This window comes from Plantibacter flavus (genome assembly GCF_900177615.1).
GTDB lineage: Bacteria > Actinomycetota > Actinomycetes > Actinomycetales > Microbacteriaceae > Plantibacter > Plantibacter flavus.
Map to the genome: position 1 here is coordinate 22,471 of NZ_FXAP01000004.1, position 16,402 is coordinate 38,872.

Annotated in this window: 16 protein-coding genes; 8 read left to right on the top strand and 8 right to left on the bottom strand. The window is 69.0% G+C overall.

Translation table 11 applies throughout. From position 1 onward, the window contains the following. Nucleotides 1-117: 117 nt before the first annotated feature. The 5 genes from B9Y95_RS12720 to B9Y95_RS12740 form a co-directional block, all read right to left on the bottom strand. Entirely contained in the window at nucleotides 118-1,257 is a 1,140-nt protein-coding gene (locus B9Y95_RS12720; protein WP_085512247.1) for a BMP family lipoprotein, read from the bottom strand. Between the two features lie 251 nt (nucleotides 1,258-1,508). Then, entirely contained in the window at nucleotides 1,509-1,859 is a 351-nt protein-coding gene (locus B9Y95_RS12725) for a VOC family protein (RefSeq protein WP_085512248.1), read from the bottom strand. Between the two features lie 103 nt (nucleotides 1,860-1,962). Further along, a complete protein-coding gene (locus B9Y95_RS12730; protein WP_143736469.1) occupies nucleotides 1,963-2,181 on the bottom strand; it encodes a hypothetical protein in 219 nt (72 codons plus the stop codon). 29 nt (nucleotides 2,182-2,210) lie between these two features. Further along, nucleotides 2,211-2,600: a hypothetical protein gene (locus B9Y95_RS12735; RefSeq protein ID WP_085512250.1), complete on the bottom strand. Its 390-nt coding sequence runs from the start codon at nucleotides 2,598-2,600 to the stop codon at nucleotides 2,211-2,213. Between the two features lie 165 nt (nucleotides 2,601-2,765). After that, on the bottom strand, nucleotides 2,766-4,466 hold the full coding sequence (locus B9Y95_RS12740) for an ABC-F family ATP-binding cassette domain-containing protein (protein WP_234994100.1): 1,701 nt from the start codon (nucleotides 4,464-4,466) through the stop codon (nucleotides 2,766-2,768). A gap of 263 nt (nucleotides 4,467-4,729) precedes the next feature. On the opposite strand from B9Y95_RS12740, the gene B9Y95_RS12745 reads away from it, so the two are divergent. Next, on the top strand, nucleotides 4,730-5,734 hold the full coding sequence (locus tag B9Y95_RS12745; protein ID WP_085512252.1) for a hypothetical protein: 1,005 nt from the start codon (nucleotides 4,730-4,732) through the stop codon (nucleotides 5,732-5,734). Nucleotides 5,735-5,805: 71 nt separating this feature from the next. Here B9Y95_RS12745 and B9Y95_RS12750 read toward each other — a convergent pair whose 3' ends face one another. Together B9Y95_RS12750 and B9Y95_RS12755 are read right to left on the bottom strand one after the other, a co-directional pair. Continuing rightward, entirely contained in the window at nucleotides 5,806-6,294 is a 489-nt protein-coding gene (locus B9Y95_RS12750) for a hypothetical protein (protein WP_085512253.1), read from the bottom strand. 13 nt (nucleotides 6,295-6,307) lie between these two features. Then, nucleotides 6,308-7,423, bottom strand: coding sequence for a mannose-1-phosphate guanylyltransferase (locus B9Y95_RS12755; RefSeq protein WP_085512254.1), 1,116 nt, complete (start codon nucleotides 7,421-7,423; stop codon nucleotides 6,308-6,310). Between the two features lie 107 nt (nucleotides 7,424-7,530). Here B9Y95_RS12755 and corA point away from each other — a divergent pair, with 107 nt between their 5' ends. The 5 genes from corA (at nucleotide 7,531) to B9Y95_RS12780 (ending at nucleotide 12,323) form a co-directional block, all read left to right on the top strand. Then, on the top strand, nucleotides 7,531-8,655 hold the full coding sequence (gene corA / locus B9Y95_RS12760; protein WP_085512255.1) for a magnesium/cobalt transporter CorA: 1,125 nt from the start codon (nucleotides 7,531-7,533) through the stop codon (nucleotides 8,653-8,655). Between the two features lie 224 nt (nucleotides 8,656-8,879). After that, on the top strand, nucleotides 8,880-9,278 hold the full coding sequence (sdhC, locus tag B9Y95_RS12765; RefSeq protein ID WP_079003985.1) for a succinate dehydrogenase, cytochrome b556 subunit: 399 nt from the start codon (nucleotides 8,880-8,882) through the stop codon (nucleotides 9,276-9,278). After that, nucleotides 9,278-9,724 carry a succinate dehydrogenase hydrophobic membrane anchor subunit gene (locus B9Y95_RS12770; protein WP_064294824.1) on the top strand — a complete coding sequence of 149 codons (447 nt, stop codon included), beginning with the start codon at nucleotides 9,278-9,280 and terminating at the stop codon, nucleotides 9,722-9,724. The genes sdhC and B9Y95_RS12770 overlap by 1 nt, the downstream gene beginning before the upstream one ends. Before the next feature lie 26 nt (nucleotides 9,725-9,750). Further along, nucleotides 9,751-11,553, top strand: coding sequence for a succinate dehydrogenase flavoprotein subunit (gene sdhA / locus B9Y95_RS12775; RefSeq protein ID WP_085512256.1), 1,803 nt, complete (start codon nucleotides 9,751-9,753; stop codon nucleotides 11,551-11,553). Nucleotides 11,554-11,555: 2 nt separating this feature from the next. Then, on the top strand, nucleotides 11,556-12,323 hold the full coding sequence (locus tag B9Y95_RS12780; protein ID WP_064294822.1) for a succinate dehydrogenase iron-sulfur subunit: 768 nt from the start codon (nucleotides 11,556-11,558) through the stop codon (nucleotides 12,321-12,323). Between the two features lie 145 nt (nucleotides 12,324-12,468). On the opposite strand, the gene ptsP is transcribed toward B9Y95_RS12780, so the two are convergent. After that, a complete protein-coding gene (gene ptsP / locus B9Y95_RS12785) occupies nucleotides 12,469-14,127 on the bottom strand; it encodes a phosphoenolpyruvate--protein phosphotransferase (RefSeq protein WP_085512257.1) in 1,659 nt (552 codons plus the stop codon). Nucleotides 14,128-14,184: 57 nt separating this feature from the next. Between ptsP and B9Y95_RS12790 the strand changes: the two genes are divergently transcribed. After that, on the top strand, nucleotides 14,185-15,492 hold the full coding sequence (locus B9Y95_RS12790) for a YihY/virulence factor BrkB family protein (protein ID WP_143736472.1): 1,308 nt from the start codon (nucleotides 14,185-14,187) through the stop codon (nucleotides 15,490-15,492). Between the two features lie 9 nt (nucleotides 15,493-15,501). Next, a complete protein-coding gene (locus B9Y95_RS12795) occupies nucleotides 15,502-16,347 on the top strand; it encodes an exodeoxyribonuclease III (protein ID WP_085512259.1) in 846 nt (281 codons plus the stop codon). The last annotated feature ends 55 nt before the right edge of the window (nucleotides 16,348-16,402 follow it).

Here is a 16,402-nt window from a genome sequence, read left to right on the forward strand (position 1 = left end):
CGGATGTCGGCACAGGCGGTCGGGATCGGCGTCCGGCCGTGCCGCGAACAAAGCGGGGGGAGGCCGCGGATCGCGGCCTCCCCCCGGAGATCCGGGTATGCACCCGGATGGAGAGGACTACTTCTTGACCGGTGAGGAGACCGAGGTCGCCTTGATGGAACCGTCGATGATGCCCGCCTTGATCGTGTCGAGCTCGTCGGCCAGGGTCGGGGAGACCTTGGACTCGAAGTCGTGGAACGGCGCGAGGCCGACGCCCTCGTTCTCGAGGGTGCCGATGTACGCGGCCGGGTCGAACTTGCCCGCACCGGCCTCGGCCACGGTGTCGGAGACGCCGGCCTTCATGCCCTTGAGGATGGACGTGAGGAACAGGCTCTTGTTCTCGGCGTTCGTCTCGTACAGGTCGGCGTCGACACCGACCATCGCGACGTCCTTGCCGGTCTCCTGGATCTCGGCGATCGCGCTCAGGAAGATCGGTCCACCGACCGGGAGGAGCACGTCGGCGTTCTGGTCCATGAGCGTGCGGGCGAGCTGCTTGGCGGTGTCGTTGGCCTCGAAGCCACCGGTGAACGAACCGGTCTGAGCAGCGACGTCCCAACCGACGACCTGGACGCTCTTGCCCTTCTGCTCGTTGTAGTAGGCGACGCCCTCGGCGAAGCCGTCCATGAAGATCTTGACGGACGGGTACGGCTGTCCACCGAAGGTGCCGACGACGCCGGTCTTCGAGTAGTCGGCGGCGGCGTAGCCGGCGAGGAAGGCAGCTTGAACGGTGTCGAAGAGGATGGGCTTGATGTTCGGAGCATCCGTCACGCCGTCGCCGATGTCGTTCCCCTTGTCGTCCTTTCCGCCGGTGTTGTCCGCGGGGTCGTCGATGATCGCGTAATCGATGTCGGGGTTGGCGTTCGCAGCGGTGATCGTGTCGGCGGAAAGGGCGAAGCCGACGCTGACGATGAGCGAGCAGCCCTGGTCCGCCAGGCTCTGCAGGTTCGGCTTGTAGTCGTCGGCCTTGTCGGACTGGACGGTGATGGGCTCGACGCCGAGCTCCTTCGCCGCCTCGGTCAGACCCTCGTAGCCGAGCTGGTTGAACGACTTGTCGGTGAAGCCACCGGCGTCGGAGACCATGCACGGGAGGAAGTCGGATGCGGCACCGGTCGTGTCGCCGCTACCGGTGCTGGGTGCCGATGCGCAGCCGGCGAGCAGTGCCATGAGACCGACGCCGGCGATTGCGCCCGCAGCGGCCTTCCGAGTTGTGATTGCCAAGGTTGCCTCCAAGATGCAGCCCCGCGGGTCACGGGGCGTATGGGGTTACGTTACCCAATGCGACGACTGCCGGACGGACGATCCCGGCTTCGCGACCGAAGCGTTACAGAACGGTGGCACCGGCGTCATGCGCCGGAAACACGCGGATGCGCAGACGCGCATCGCCGGGCCGTGCTGCTGCGCACGTGAGCAGGACGGACCCACTCGCCGGATGCGCTTTGCGCACCGGGTGTTCGCGTGCCGTGACCAGATCAGCGCTGCACGACGCAGAACAGGTTGCCGTCGGGATCCGAGAGGACAACGTAGTCGGCGTCCTCCTCGTACTCCCACTCCACGGAGCCGGCACCCAAGCCGAGCAGTCGCACGACCTCGGCTTCGCGGTCGTCGGTGAAGAGGTCGAGGTGGTGCCGCCGCCGGTCCTCGGCGCGCGAGGAGACGAGCATGAGCGACAGTTGCACGCCGTCGCCGTCGCGTGGGACGAGCGAGGCCCAGTCGGACTGGGGCTCGCCACGGAGGACGTAGTCGAGCGCCCGGGTCCAGAAAGCGACACTGCGGTCGATGTCCTGCACGCCCCAGACCGGGGCTCCGATGGAAAGGCTCATGCCCGTATCCTCCCGGCGTCGGGGCGTGCGCGCACGGGCTTGACGGTGACGGGCGGAGGAGTCGTGGACACCCCCACCCGTCACCGTGAGCGTCACCCGAGTGTCATGGCCTCGTCACTCCACCGACGCCTGAGCCACCGGGCTTGGGTCGCTTGGGAGCACCTTGATGCATGTCACCCTTCTGCCGTCGAGGTCGCATCACGTAGGTGATCTGAGCGATCACCGCGAGCATGACGAGGATCGTGACGAGAGGAAGCCCCGGCGAGTTCAAGCCCGCCGCCGCCGCGTAGATGGCGATGACGATTGCGTCTGCGACCACCATGAAGCGGAGCTGATTCACGGGCACGCCCGTCACAGCCGGTAGAACGTGTTCTCGAAGGACACCATGAAGATCCCGCCGAAGATCGGAGTGAGGAGCTCAATGACTGCAGCCCGCAGGCCCCACTTGATGCCCTCGTACTCCGCTTGAGACAGACCGGCGTCGTGGAGCTTGATGGCCGCCTGCCTGCCCATCCCATCAGCCGCCCCACCAGCGAGGATCACGGCGGTGATGATGGGAAGCCAGGCCACCTGGGTATCGGCGTCGCTCGTGTGGGCGACCTCGTCGGTCACCGCCACGGGTTGCGGTGGCGCCACCGCGGTCTCGGCCATTGCCGGCCCGATCGAAGTGGCGACCAGCGAACCGCTGAGCGCCGCCGTCAGGGTGATCTTTCCAAGGGTCGAGCCCTTCATGATCGACATGTCTACTCTCCTTTGAGGTTGCAGTCACATCTTTTTTATGTGACATCTAACATGCGAAAAGCTAGCAGATCGCCTTGTTCTTGTGAAGAGTGACCAGGCAGGTTCAACGACGTCCGGATGAGCTGGGCCACCGCGCACGGCCGTCCCCACCACCGTCCGACGTCGTCACCCGAGTCGAAGCCGGTCGCCGGACCAGCGCCGACGGAGCCACCTGTCGTGGCTCGCGATCACGACCGCACCCGGGTAGTCGCCGAGGGCGTCCTCGAGCTCCGTCGCAAGCGCGAGCGACAGGTGGTTCGTCGGCTCGTCCAGGAGGAACAGGTGCGGAGGCCTCGCGATGATCAGCGCCAGGGCCAGACGGCGCTGCTGCCCGACGGAGAGCTGGCCGATCGGGCGGTCGAGGTCGCGAAGCGCCAGGAGCCCGAGACCCGCGAGCGGGGTGCGCGCGGCACGCGCCTCGCCGAGCGTCCGGTCGTAGGCCTCCCGAGGTGATCGGTCCGCATCCGGGAACGCGACGTCCTGCTCGAGGAGCCCCACGCGGAGCCCCTTCCGCCGGAGGAGCGTCCCCGCATCGAGGCGCAGCGACCCGGCGAGCACCGCCAGGAGCGTCGACTTCCCCGAACCGTTCGCCCCGGTGACCAGCACCCGCGACCGGGGCGCCAGCTGCAGGCGTTCGAGGTGCAGCCGGCCGTCGACGCGGGCGTCGGCGAGGTCGAGCAGCTGCTCCCCCTCGTCGAGGACGGTCGAGCCGCTCGGGATCCCTGCGAACGAGAGTTGGCGAGGCGGGCGCCGCACCTGCTCCCGCTCCAGGACCTCGAGCCGGAGCTGCGCGTTCCGCACCCGCCGACTGATCTGCTGCTCGACGCGGTCGCCGCGCATGCCGAAGGCCATGCGGTTGTTGTCGCGGATGCCCCGATCGTGGTTGATCCGCGGGGCGACGTCGTGCACCGCGGAGGCAAGGCGGCGCAGTTCGGCCTGCTCCTCTTCATGACGCGCCGACCAGCGGTCGAGTTCCGCGGCCTTCCAGCCGAGGTACTCACTGAACGGCCCGCCGAACTCCACGACGGGTGACGCCTCGCCGACGGGGACGGGGCGGGACGGATCGATGTCGACGAGTCCCGTCGCCACCTCGTCGAGGAAGGCGCGGTCGTGGCTCGCGAAGAGCACCGGACCCGGCCACTCGGACAGGTGGCCGCGGAGGAAGGCGACCGCCTCGTCGTCCAGATGGTTGGTCGGCTCGTCGAGCAGCAATGCGGTCGGTCTCGCGACGAGGAGCGCGGCGAGGGCGAAGCGGGATCGCTGTCCCCCGCTCACCTCACCGAGTCGTCGCGACCGTTCGATCGCGGCGATGCCGAGGCCGTCGACGACCGCGTCCAACCGGGCGTCCGCTGTCCAGACGTCGGCGCGTTCCGCCGCATCGAGCGCGGCGGCGTACCGCTGCTCGGCGGAACCGTCACCGGCGGAACCCGTCTCACCGAGTGCCGCCGCCGATGTCTCGAGCTCCTGCTCGACGGCTCGGACCTCGCCGAGCGCCTGCTCCAGCAGCTCGCCGACCGTCGTGTCCCCCGGGAGTTCGAGTTCCTGCATGAGGATGCCGGTGCGCACCGGGCGGACGGCCTCGCCGTCGTCCGGCTCGTCGATCCCGGCGAGGATGCGCAGCAGCGTGGACTTCCCAGCGCCGTTCTCGCCGATCAGGCCGAGACGGTCCCCGGCCGACACGACGAGGTCGACGTCGCGCAACACAACGCGGTCGCCGTGGGAGCGGGTGACGCCGTCGGCGCGGAGCTGCTGGATGTCGATGGATCGCCCGAACCTCGAAGTGGTGCGGCGGTGGACTGGTGTCGCATGGGTCATGGGTGCTCGCATGGAGGCCCCTTTCGAGATGGGGCACGCCACGTACGGTCGTCGTCCGAGACGTCAGGAGTGAGCGCTGGGCTCGAACTCCTGGGCGGACCTGGAAGCGTCTGGCGTACCTCGATGGATTCCCGCCGGGCGCATCACGTTCGTGATGGTCTGCCGCAGGCGCGGGACGTCGATTCGCTCAGTTCTTCACAGTGATCTCAGGCTATCCATCGGTTGTCGGCCGCCGCAAGCCCTGCACGTCACCGGTCCCGATTAGGCTGGTCGTCATGCGTGCTCCGTCGGTCCCCTCGCCCGCGCGGCGTCGCCGTGCGCATCGGTCGACCGCGGCCTCGCTGCTCGCCGCGCTCGGTATCGGTGCGCTCGTCGCACTCGGCGCACTGCCGACCACGCCGGCGGCCGCTGCGAGCTCGCAGCTGAGCCGGACGCAGACGACGCCGACGCCCACCCCGAGCCCCTCGCCGACCACCCCCTCGACGGCGACCCCGAAGCCGACGAAACCCGCGACGCCCGCTCCCGGCAAGCCTGCCCAGCCGGCGCCGCCCACGGTCCGCGGCACGGACTTCGACCCGGGCGAGATCATCAGCGACGCGAACTTCTACGACGCGAACGCCATGAGCGAGGCGGACGTCCAGGCGTTCTTCGCCTCCCAGACCTGTACCCCGAAAGACGGCGTGCCGTGCCTGGCGGACTTCCGTGCCAGCACCGAGTCCGTCCCGGCGGCCGAGCCCGGACACTGCGAGGCCTATCGCGGCGCCGTGAACGAGTCGGCGGCGCGGATCGTCGCGAAGGTCGCGCACGCGTGCGGGATCAACCCCAAGGTACTGCTCGTCCTCATGCAGAAGGAGCAGTCGCTCATCACCGGGCCGAGCGAGTACGGATACGCGCGCGCCATGGGCTGGGGCTGCCCCGACACCGGCCCGAACTTCAGCGCGAGCTGCGACGCCGACTACTTCGGGTTCCAGAACCAGGTCTACCGTTCCGCATGGCAGTTCCGGCAGTACACGCTGTACCCGCTCAACGTGCCGGGTGAGTCCTACCAGCGGGCGTATCACCTGGGATCGGTATACATCCAGTACAGTCCCGACGCGGCCTGCGGCGGCACCCAGGTCGACATCCGCAACCAGGCGACGGCGAACCTCTACCTCTACACGCCGTACCAGCCGAACGCTGCAGCCCTCGCGAACGTCTCGGGCACTGGCGACGCCTGCAGCGCCTACGGCAACCGCAACTTCTGGCGGCTCTACACGGAGTGGTTCGGCCCCGCGGTCTGATCTCCCGGTTCGTTCGCCCATCTTCGGGCGAACGAGGGCCCGTTCGCCCGAACATGGGCGAACGGAACGGATCACTCGCCGATGAGGAGTGAGACCCGGTCGTCGAGGTAAGCGTCGAGCGGGGTGAGCCCGAGGTCGTGCCCGGCCCAGCGGAGCATGACCGTGTCGTCGACGAGTCGCAACGGACCCGAACCCTCCCGGAGTGACGCCTCGTCCAGCGCGAGCTCGACGACCTCGAAGTTCACGACGTCGCCCTCGGCGAACGGGCCGCGGTGGGCCGCCTGCTGCGCGATCCGACGGTGCTCGACCTCGGAGGAGCGGTGGTTGAACCACTTCGGCTCCACGGCCCGAGTGGACTCCGCTGCGGTGAAGAGGCGACCGTCGGCCGAGAGCAGGACGACCCCGAGGCGCCACGCCCGGCCGATCGGCCGCAGCGCGGGTGCCCGCTTCACGAGCGGGAGTCCGCGGGGTGTGTAGACCTGCGCCAGGGCCTCGTCACGCACGCCTGCGGCTTGGAGACGCGCGCCCGCCTGCAGGAGCAGCTCGCGCAGCGCGGTCACCGTCGATCGCCGATCAGAGGACGTCGTCGCGACCGGACAGCTTGAGGGCGTCGACGACGCTCTTCACCCGCTGCGCGTTGGCGCTCGTGGTGACGAGCAGGGCGTCCGGGGTGTCGACGACGACGATGTCCTGCACGCCGATGAGGCTGATGACCCGACCGGTCTGGCTGACGACGATGCCGCTGGAGGCGTCCGACAGCACGCGCGCGTTCTCGCCGAGGATGGCGAGGTCGGACTTGCGCCCACCGGAGTTGAGCTTGGCGAGCGAGGCGAAGTCCCCCACGTCGTCCCAGTCGAAGTGCGCCGGCACGACGGCCATGCGACCGGCGGCCGCGGCGGGCTCCGCCACGGAGTAGTCGATCGCGATCTTCTCGAGCGCCGGCCAGACGCGGTCGACGACCGGGCCACGGGCCGCCGCGTCGTCCCAGACCGCGGCGAGTTCGAGGAGGCCCGCCAGCAGTTCGGGCTTCTGCCGACCGATCTCCTCGAGCAGGACGTCGGCCCGCGAGATGAACATCCCGGCGTTCCAGAGGTGCTCGCCGCTCGAGACGTACCGCTTGGCCGTGGCGAGGTCGGGCTTCTCGACGAAGGAGTCGACCAGCATGACCCCTTCAGCCCCGCGGATGCCGAGGTCGTGGGCGCTCTTGATGTAGCCGAACCCGATGGCGGGCTCCGTGGGCTGGATGCCGATCGTGACGATGTAGCGCTCCTCGGCGGCCGTGACGGCCTGCGCGACCGCGGCACGGAACAGGCGGTCGCCGCGGATCACGTGGTCGGCGGCGAACGAGCCGACGATGACGTCGGGTTCGCGGCGGACGAGGATCGCTGCGGCGAGCCCGATCGCGGCGGTCGAGTCGCGCGGCTCGCTCTCGAGGACCACGTTGGCGTCGGCGAGGTCGGGCAGCTGCTGTTCGACGGCCGCGCGGTGCGCTCGCCCGGTGACGACCATGATGCGCTGGTCGCCGGCGATCGGCGCGAGGCGGTCCCAGGTGGCGCGCAGCAGCGTGCTACCTGAGCCGGTGAGGTCGTGCAGGAACTTGGGTGCGTCGGCTCGCGAGAGCGGCCAGAGACGACTGCCGATGCCGCCGGCCGGGATCACCGCGTAGAAGCGTTCGAGGGGCGTGGTCATCCCCCGAGCGTACCGCCAGGCTCCAGCCTGGAGACGACGGCACGGAAGCGTCATCTGACGGGTTTACGATGAGCGCCAGATCGAGCACGAGAAAGAACGGTACGAGCATGGCTGGACGCAACGTCCTCGGGATCCCGATCCCGTCCTTCGGCAGCAAGCAAGCTCCCCCGGCCCCCGTCGGCCCGCCGGACGCAGCGGACCTCGACGGGCGCAACAGCATCGTCAACGCCTGCATCTACCGCCACGGTTCCCGCAGCTCCACGCTCACCTCACTCGAGGACACCTTCCGCGCACTGCATGAGACCCCGGACGGCGTCGCATGGATCGGCCTCTACCGGCCCGACGCCGGTGAGCTCGGCGTCCTGGCGGCGGAGTTCGGTCTCCACCCGCTCGCCGTCGAGGACGCCATCACCGCGCACCAACGGCCGAAGATCGAGCGGTACGACGACGTCCTGTTCGTCGTCCTCCGGGCCGCGAACTACGTCGACGAGACCGAGACCGTCGAGTTCGGCGAGCTGCACGTCTTCGTCGGCCCGAACTTCGTCATCACCCTCCGGCACGCCGAGTCCCCCGACCTGTCGCACGTGCGGGCGCGGATGGAGCAGGAGCACGAACTCCTCGCCTACGGTCCGCAGGCGATCCTGTACGCCATCATCGACGCCGTCGTCGACGGCTACGGCCCGGTCGTCGCCGGACTGTCGAACGACATCGACGAGATCGAGGAGCAGGTCTTCGTCGGCGAATCCCAGGTGTCCCGCCGCATCTACCAGCTCTCCCGCGAGGTCATCGCCTTCGAGCGGGCGACGCACCCGCTCAGCGACGTGATGCTGTCGCTCGAGCAGGGCAGCGCGAAGTACGGCGTCGCCGACGAACTGCAACGCGGCCTCCGCGACGTCGCCGACCACCTCACGAGCGTCAACCAGCGGATCGACGCCTACCGGGAGCTGTTGCGCGACATCCTGACCGTGAACAGTACCCTCGTCGGTCAACGCCAGAACGAGGAGATGGCGAAGATGACCGAGGCGAGCCTCAAACAGGGCGACGAGGTGAAGAAGATCTCCTCCTGGGCCGCCATCCTGTTCGGCCCGAGTCTCATCGCGGGGATCTACGGCATGAACTTCACCCACATGCCGGAGCTGTCGTGGTGGTTCGGCTACCCGATGGCGCTCGCGCTCATGGCCACCACGAGCGTCATCCTCTACAAGGTGTTCAAACGACGGAACTGGTTGTGAACACCCGGTGTCGCCCGGTCGTCGCGCAGGTGTCCGGCCTCTCTCGACGTCGAGACAGTTAGGCCAGCCTTAGCGGCGGGACCGCGCATCCCCCGCCTACACTTGGTCCAGCGCGCCGATTCGACGCACGGCAGGCAACAACCCCCGCACGGCAGAACGATCTGCCGCAGATAGCGACTATCAGGGAGGACCTCGTGACCGCGAGTCTCACGCGAACGTCACCGTTGGAATCCACGACATCCAAACGCCCGGCCGGCACCCTGTACCGGGGCCGTGAGGGCATGTGGTCGTGGGTGCTCCACCGGATCACCGGTGTCGCCATCTTCTTCTTCCTCCTCGTGCACGTCCTCGACACCGCGCTGGTGCGGGTCTCCCCCGAGGCGTACAACGCGGTCATCGGCACGTACAAGAACCCCATCATGGGGCTCGGTGAGGTCGCGCTCGTCGCCGCCATCGCCTACCACGCGTACAACGGCATCCGCATCATCCTCATCGACTTCTGGTCGAAGGGCACCAAGTACCAGCGGCCCATGTTCTGGATCGTCATCGGTCTCTGGGTCGTGACGATGCTGGGCTTCACGCCGCGCCACCTGATCAACGTGTTCAGCGAGATGGGCCACTGATGACGACGATCGCCGCTCCCCGTACCCCCGCTCGTCCCGCGCGCCGCAAGGGCGTCAACTGGGAGAAATGGGGCTGGATCTACATGCGCGTCTCCGGCGTGATCCTGCTGGTCCTCATCTTCGGCCACCTGTTCGTCAACCTCATGGTGGGCGACGGCATCAAGGCCATCGACTTCGCGTTCGTCGGCGGCAAGCTGTCGAACCCCTTCTGGCAGTGGTGGGACGTCGCCATGCTGTGGCTCGCACTGATCCACGGCGGCAACGGCATGCGCACCATCGTCAACGACTACGCCACGGGTCGCACGATCCGCGGTGTCCTCAAGGTCGCGATCCTCGCCGCCGTCACCATCCTCATCATCCTCGGGACCCTGGTCGTCTTCACCTTCGACCCGTGCCCCGCCGGCGCACCTGCAGACCTGCTCGCGTCGTTCTGCCCCGCCAACTGAGCAACCGAGACCGAGCAACGGAAACCGTGACTACAGAAACCACCGAGTCCACCGTCATCGACGGCATCCACTACCACCAGTTCGACATCGTGATCGTCGGTGCCGGTGGTGCCGGCATGCGCGCCGCGATCGAAGCCGGCCCCGGAGCGAAGACGGCCGTCATCTCCAAGCTCTACCCGACGCGGTCCCACACGGGAGCGGCGCAGGGCGGTATGGCCGCTGCGCTCGCGAACGTCGAGGAGGACAGCTGGGAGTGGCACACCTTCGACACCATCAAGGGCGGCGACTACCTCGTCGACCAGGATGCTGCGGAGATCCTCGCGAAGGAGGCCATCGACGCGGTCATCGACCTCGAGAACATGGGTCTGCCGTTCAACCGCACCCCCGAGGGCAAGATCGACCAGCGTCGCTTCGGCGGCCACACCCGCGACCACGGCAAGGCTCCGGTCCGCCGCGCCTGTTACGCGGCCGACCGCACGGGCCACATGATCCTGCAGACGCTGTTCCAGAACTGCGTCCGCCTCGGCATCAACTTCTTCAACGAGTACTACGCACTCGACCTGATCATGACGAACGTCGACGGCGTCGACAAGCCGTCCGGCGTGGTCGCGTACGAGCTCTCCACCGGCGAGATCCACGTCTTCCAGGCGAAGGCGGTCATCTTCGCAACCGGCGGCTTCGGCAAGATCTACAAGACGACCTCGAACGCACACACCCTCACGGGCGACGGCGTCGGGATCATCTGGCGCAAGGGTCTCCCCCTCGAGGACATGGAGTTCTTCCAGTTCCACCCCACCGGCCTCGCCGGTCTCGGCATCCTCCTCACCGAGGGAGCCCGAGGCGAGGGTGCGATCCTCAGGAACGCGAGCGGTGAACGCTTCATGGAGCGGTACGCCCCGACCATCAAGGACCTCGCCCCGCGAGACATCGTCGCGCGCTGCATGGTCCAGGAGGTCGCGGAAGGCCGCGGTGCCGGACCGAACAAGGACTACGTCTACCTCGACTGCACCCACCTCGGTGCCGAAGTCCTCGAGACCAAACTGCCCGACATCACCGAGTTCGCGCGCACCTACCTCGGCGTCGACCCGGTGACGGAGCCCGTCCCGGTCATGCCGACGGCGCACTACGCCATGGGCGGCATCCCGACGAACGTCAAGGCCGAGGTCTTGAGCGACAACGACACCGTCGTCCCCGGCCTCTACGCGGCCGGCGAGTGCGCGTGCGTGTCCGTCCACGGCTCGAACCGACTCGGCACGAACTCGCTCCTCGACATCAACGTGTTCGGCAAGCGCGCCGGCAACAACGCCGTCGAGTACGTCCAGGGCGTCGACTTCACGCCGCTGCCCGAGAACCCCGCCGGCTTCGTCTCCGGCCTCATCGAGCAGATGCGGAACTCCAACGGCACCGAGCGGATCTCCACGATCCGCAAGGAGCTCCAGGAGGAGATGGACCGCAACGCCCAGGTGTTCCGGACCGACGAGTCCCTCGCGGGCGTCACCGCCACCATCCACAACCTGCGCGAGCGGTACCAGAACATCGCCGTCCAGGACAAGGGCAAGCGCTTCAACACCGACCTCCTCGAGGCGATCGAGCTGGGCTTCCTGCTCGACCTCGCCGAGGTCGTCGTCTACTCCGCTCGCAACCGTCAGGAGAGCCGTGGCGGTCACATGCGCGACGACTACCCGAAGCGCGACGACGAGAACTACATGAAGCACACGATGGCGTACCTGTCCGGCGACCCGCACTCGTCCGACGCGGCCGACCACATCCGGCTCGACTGGAAGCCCGTGGTCATCACGCGGTACCAGCCGATGGAGAGGAAGTACTAGCGATGAGCACTGCAACGCTCGAGAACCCGCCGGCCGCGGCCCCGGAGGAGATCCAGTCCTTCACGGTCACCCTGATCATCCGTCGGTTCGACCCGGACGTGGACGCCGAGCCGCGCTGGGAGGACTTCGACGTCGAGATGTTCCCGACGGACCGCATCCTGGACGCGCTCCACAAGATCAAGTGGGAGCAGGACGGGACCCTCACGTTCCGTCGCTCCTGCGCGCACGGCATCTGCGGCTCCGACGCCATGCGGATCAACGGTCGGAACCGCCTCGCCTGCAAGACGCTGATCAAGGACCTCGACATCTCGAAGCCGATCTACGTCGAGGCGATCAAGGGTCTGCCGCTCGAGAAGGACCTCGTCGTCGACATGGACCCCTTCTTCGCTTCGTTCCGCGAGGTGCAGCCGTTCCTCATGCCCGGCAAGCCCGCGGAGAAGAACAAGGAGCGCGTGCAGTCGGTCGCCGAGCGCGCCCGCTTCGACGACACCACGAAGTGCATCCTGTGCGCCGCGTGCACCTCGTCGTGCCCCGTGTTCTGGACCGACGGCCAGTACTTCGGCCCGGCGGCGATCGTGAACGCGCACCGCTTCATCTTCGACTCCCGCGACGACGCCTCGCAGGTCCGCCTGGACATCCTCAACGACCAGGAGGGTGTGTGGCGCTGCCGCACCACCTTCAACTGCACCGAGGCGTGCCCCCGTGGCATCCAGGTCACGCAGGCGATCGCCGAGGTCAAGCAGGCCATGATCTCCGGCAAGGTCTCCTAGCCGTTCCCAGCCCTGGTGTCAGCGCGATGCGCTGACGCGAGTGCAGGCCATCACACCGAGCGCGTCCCTCCAGAGGGGCGCGCTCAGTGCGTTCACCCGCGATCACGCCGAACACGGCGCGCTCGCCTCAGCGCACCGCGCTGGGTCAGGCCAGCGCGGCAGCTCTGGCTTCAGCCGCTGACGCGGCGCTCAGGGCGTCCATGGCCATGGCACGGGCCGCCTCGAGCGTGTAGCGGCGCAGCTCGCTCCGGACGTCGCCGAGCGCGGCCGGGGTGACCGAGAGACTCGTCGCCCCGAGGCCGACGAGCACGACCGCGAGGGCCGGATCCGCTGCAGCCTCCCCGCAGACACCGATCGAGCGCCCGGAGGCGAGACCGGCGTCGCCGACGAGCTTGACGAGCCGCAGCACGGCCGGGTGCCACGGGTCCTGGTACGACGCGAGCGGCCCGAGGAGACGGTCCGCCGCGAGCGTGTACTGCGTCAGGTCGTTGGTCCCGATGCTCACGAAGTCCGCGACCCCGAGGATCTGCGCGGCGAGCAGCGCACTCGACGGCACCTCGATCATCGTCCCGACCGTGCGCAGCCCGAGCCGTTTCGCGAGGGTCACGAACGCCGCGGCCTCGGGAAGGTCGGCGATCATCGGGGCCATCACCCAGAGGTCCGCCTCGTGGGCGTCCTGTGCGAGCGCGAGAGCCGTGAGCTGGTCTCGGAGCACCTCGTCACGAGCGCGGAGCGCCCGGATGCCCCGCACCCCGAGCGCCGGGTTGGGCTCGGCCTCGTCCGGGCGGAGGAAGGCGAGCGGCTTGTCGGCTCCGGCGTCGAACACCCGGACGACGACCCGCTTGCCCGGGAACGCCGCGAGCAACTCGCCGTAGCGGTCAGCCTGTTCGGCGACGCCCGGCGCCTCCGCGCGGTCGAGGAAGAGCAGCTCGGTGCGGAACAGCCCGACCCCCTCGGCGCCGAGGGCCAGGGCGCCGGCCGCGCCGGTGACGGACCCGAGGTTCGCGAGCAGGGGCACCGGGGTGCCGTCGGCGAGTTCGCCCGGTGAGCGCGGTGAGACCCGCACGCGCTCGGCCGCGGTGGACCTGGCCGACCGCACCTCGCGCTTCGTCGGCGACCCGGTGACGACCCCGGCTCCGGCGTCGACGAGGACGATCTCACCGTCCTCGAACTGCTCGGCTCCGGCGACGCCCACGACGGCGATGAGGGACTGCTCGCGCGCGAGGATGGCCGTGTGCGAGGTCGCCGAGCCGCCACTCGTCACGAGTGCCAGCACCCGATCGAGGTCGAGGAGCGCGGCGTCGGCCGGCGCGAGGTCCGCGGCGACGAGGACGAACGGCTCGTCCGACTCGGGCGGTCCGGGGACAGGTCGGTCGAGCAACCGCGCGATGACCCGTTGCGAGACGTCACCGACGTCGGTCGCGCGCGCCGCCATCGGCTCACCCAGGTTGAAGAGGACCTGCTGGACCGTCGCCAGGGCCTCGAACACGGCGCGTTCCGCGGAACGCCCCGCCGCGATACGCGTCGCGACGTCCTCGGCGAGCGCCGGGTCGTCCGCCATGACCGCCTGCGCTTCGAGCACGTCCTGCGCATGTCCGCCGGCTCGTCGAGCCCGCTCCTCGAGGTCGGCCCGCGTCGCGCTGAGCGCCGCGACGGCCCGGGCCTGTTCGAGCGTGACGTCCCCGGCGAAGGGGTCGGCGCTCGGTTCGGGCAGCGGCTCCGGCATGCGGAGCACGGGACCGGCGACGACGCCTCGTCCGACGCCGGTGCCGGTGAACGTGCGTTGCCCCTCCGCCTCGCGCATGGTTCGACCCTAGTGCACCGCCTCTCCCCCGGTCCGGCCCGCTTGTAGGCTGGTCCGGTGACCAATCCGCGTGCGCCGAGGAAGGACTCCGCCGACGCGCCGGACGTCAGTACCACCCCCAGGGTGCGGCTCCAGCAGACGCCACCTCCACTGGTGTTCCAATGGATCCAGAACAGCGAGAACCCGTTCATCCGACGGCTCGCGCCCCGCGCGGCGAGAGCGGAGCGCGCCACGACGTGGGTCATGCGGCTGAAGCCCTATCGCGTCATCCACCGGTATCTCGCCATGGACGGCAACCTCCTGGCCGCCGGGATCAGCTTCCAGGCCGTCTTCGCCGTGTTCGCCGCGGTCTACGTCGGATTCGCCATCACCGGCATCTGGCTCGGCAACAACGCCGAGGTCTTCCAGGCACTGGTGGAGATCATCAACCGCGCCGTCCCCGGCCTCATCGGCACCGACGGCGAGGGCATCATCGCCGAGGAGCAGCTGTCGAGCGCCTCCCTGCTCGGCTGGACCGGGGTCATCGCCGCCGTCGGTCTCATCTGGACGGCGATCGGTTGGCTGTACTACACCCGGCAGGCGGTCAGGTCGATCTTCGCGCTCCCGAAGGTCGCCGCGAGCTTCTTCCTGCTGAAGGTCGTCGACCTCGTGCTGGCGCTCGCCTTCGGCGTCCTCCTCCTCGTCTCCGCGACCCTGTCGGTCGCCAGCACCCAGGCACTCAGCTGGCTGCTGTCACTGGTCGGCTTGGAGGGCACCTTCTGGGTGACCGTCGGCAGCCGGGTCGTCGGGCTGGTCGTCGCGGTCGTCGTGAACCTCGTCACCCTCGGCGCCATGTACCGCGTGCTCAGCCGGATCCGGATCCCGTGGCGCAACCTCTTCGGAGGCGCGCTCCTCGGCAGTCTGGTGCTCTCGCTCCTGAGCGTCGCCAGCAGCGCGGTGATCGCCGGGGCCTCCCGGAACCCGTTGCTCGCGACCTTCGCGGTGTTCATCGGCCTCATGCTGTGGTTCAACCTCGTGAGCCGCGTCATCCTCGCCTCCGCCGCGTGGATCGCCGTGGGGCTCGACGACCAGGGCATCAGTGTGCGCACGACGACGCCGGAGGAGCAGGCGGCCGAAGAGCTGGCGGCCAGGCGGCTGATCGCCGAGGCGGAACTGCGGGAGGCTCGCGAATCCCTCCGGCGCGCCAAGGGCCCGGCGGTCTGGTTCGCCCGCCGGCGCGTTCGGCACGCCGAGGAAGCCTCGGCCGAGCTCATCCGAGAGCACGGCGAAGCCCCCGAGTCGCCCGCGGCGGACGCGTCGGACCCACCCCATCGCCGACGCCCGGGCGGACGCCGGGGCCAGGGCGTTGTCGGCCCCCGCGACTAAGCTGGAGGCATGTCTGCACCCCTCCGCATCGCCAGTGTCAACGTCAACGGAGTCCGCGCGGCCTTCCGCAAGGGGATGGGCGACTGGCTCGAAGACCGCGGGGTCGACATCCTCGCCCTGCAGGAGGTCCGCGCCGCGACGAGCGACCTCGAGACGCTCTTCGGACCGGAGTGGAACATCCTCCACGATGCCGCGACCGCCAAGGGGCGCGCAGGCGTCGCGATCGTCAGCCGTCGTTCGGCGGGCGTCCACCGCGTCGCCCTCGGAGCCGACGACTTCGACAGCGCGGGTCGTTGGATCGAGGCCGACTTCGACATCGACGGCACCCTCGTCACGGTCGTGAGCACCTACGTGCACTCCGGCGAGGTCGACACCCCCAAGCAGGTCGAGAAGTTCCGCTTCCTCGAGGCGATGCTCGAGCGGCTGCCCGCTCTGCGCGAGCACAACCCGCTGTCCCTCGTCGTCGGCGACCTCAACGTGGGCCACACCGAGCTCGACATCAAGAACTGGAAGGGCAACGTCAAGCGTGCTGGCTTCCTGCCCGCGGAGCGGTCCTACTTCGACCGCTACCTCGGCCCGGCGGGCGAGACCGTGACAGGCGTCGACGGCGTGTCCGGCACCGGGCTCGGCTGGGTCGACATCGGGCGCCAGTCCGCCGGCCAGGTCCCCGGTCCCTACACCTGGTGGTCCCAGCGTGGCCAGGCCTTCGACACCGACACCGGATGGCGTATCGACTACCAGCTCGCCACTCCCGAGCTCGCAGCACTCGCGTCCGGTTACACGATCGACCGGGCCGCGGCGTACGACCAGCGATGGTCCGATCACGCCCCCGTGGTCGTCGACTACGCCGTCTGACCACCGGCACCACACCACCAGACCACCCGAGCCCGACTTCGGCCGCTCATCCCTC

Excerpts from the sequence above, each read along its gene's own strand:
- B9Y95_RS12725 (WP_085512248.1), bottom strand. The coding sequence starts at position 1,859 with ATGAGCCTTTCCATCGGAGCCCCGGTCTGGGGCGTGCAGGACATCGAC.
- B9Y95_RS12730 (WP_143736469.1), bottom strand. The coding sequence starts at position 2,181 with ATGGTGGTCGCAGACGCAATCGTCATCGCCATCTACGCGGCGGCGGCG.
- B9Y95_RS12735 (WP_085512250.1), bottom strand. The coding sequence starts at position 2,600 with ATGTCGATCATGAAGGGCTCGACCCTTGGAAAGATCACCCTGACGGCG.
- B9Y95_RS12740 (WP_234994100.1), bottom strand. The coding sequence starts at position 4,466 with ATGCGAGCACCCATGACCCATGCGACACCAGTCCACCGCCGCACCACT.
- B9Y95_RS12745 (WP_085512252.1), top strand. The coding sequence starts at position 4,730 with ATGCGTGCTCCGTCGGTCCCCTCGCCCGCGCGGCGTCGCCGTGCGCAT.
- B9Y95_RS12755 (WP_085512254.1), bottom strand. The coding sequence starts at position 7,423 with ATGACCACGCCCCTCGAACGCTTCTACGCGGTGATCCCGGCCGGCGGC.
- corA (WP_085512255.1), top strand. The coding sequence starts at position 7,531 with ATGGCTGGACGCAACGTCCTCGGGATCCCGATCCCGTCCTTCGGCAGC.
- B9Y95_RS12770 (WP_064294824.1), top strand. The coding sequence starts at position 9,278 with ATGACGACGATCGCCGCTCCCCGTACCCCCGCTCGTCCCGCGCGCCGC.
- B9Y95_RS12780 (WP_064294822.1), top strand. The coding sequence starts at position 11,556 with ATGAGCACTGCAACGCTCGAGAACCCGCCGGCCGCGGCCCCGGAGGAG.
- ptsP (WP_085512257.1), bottom strand. The coding sequence starts at position 14,127 with ATGCGCGAGGCGGAGGGGCAACGCACGTTCACCGGCACCGGCGTCGGA.
- B9Y95_RS12795 (WP_085512259.1), top strand. The coding sequence starts at position 15,502 with ATGTCTGCACCCCTCCGCATCGCCAGTGTCAACGTCAACGGAGTCCGC.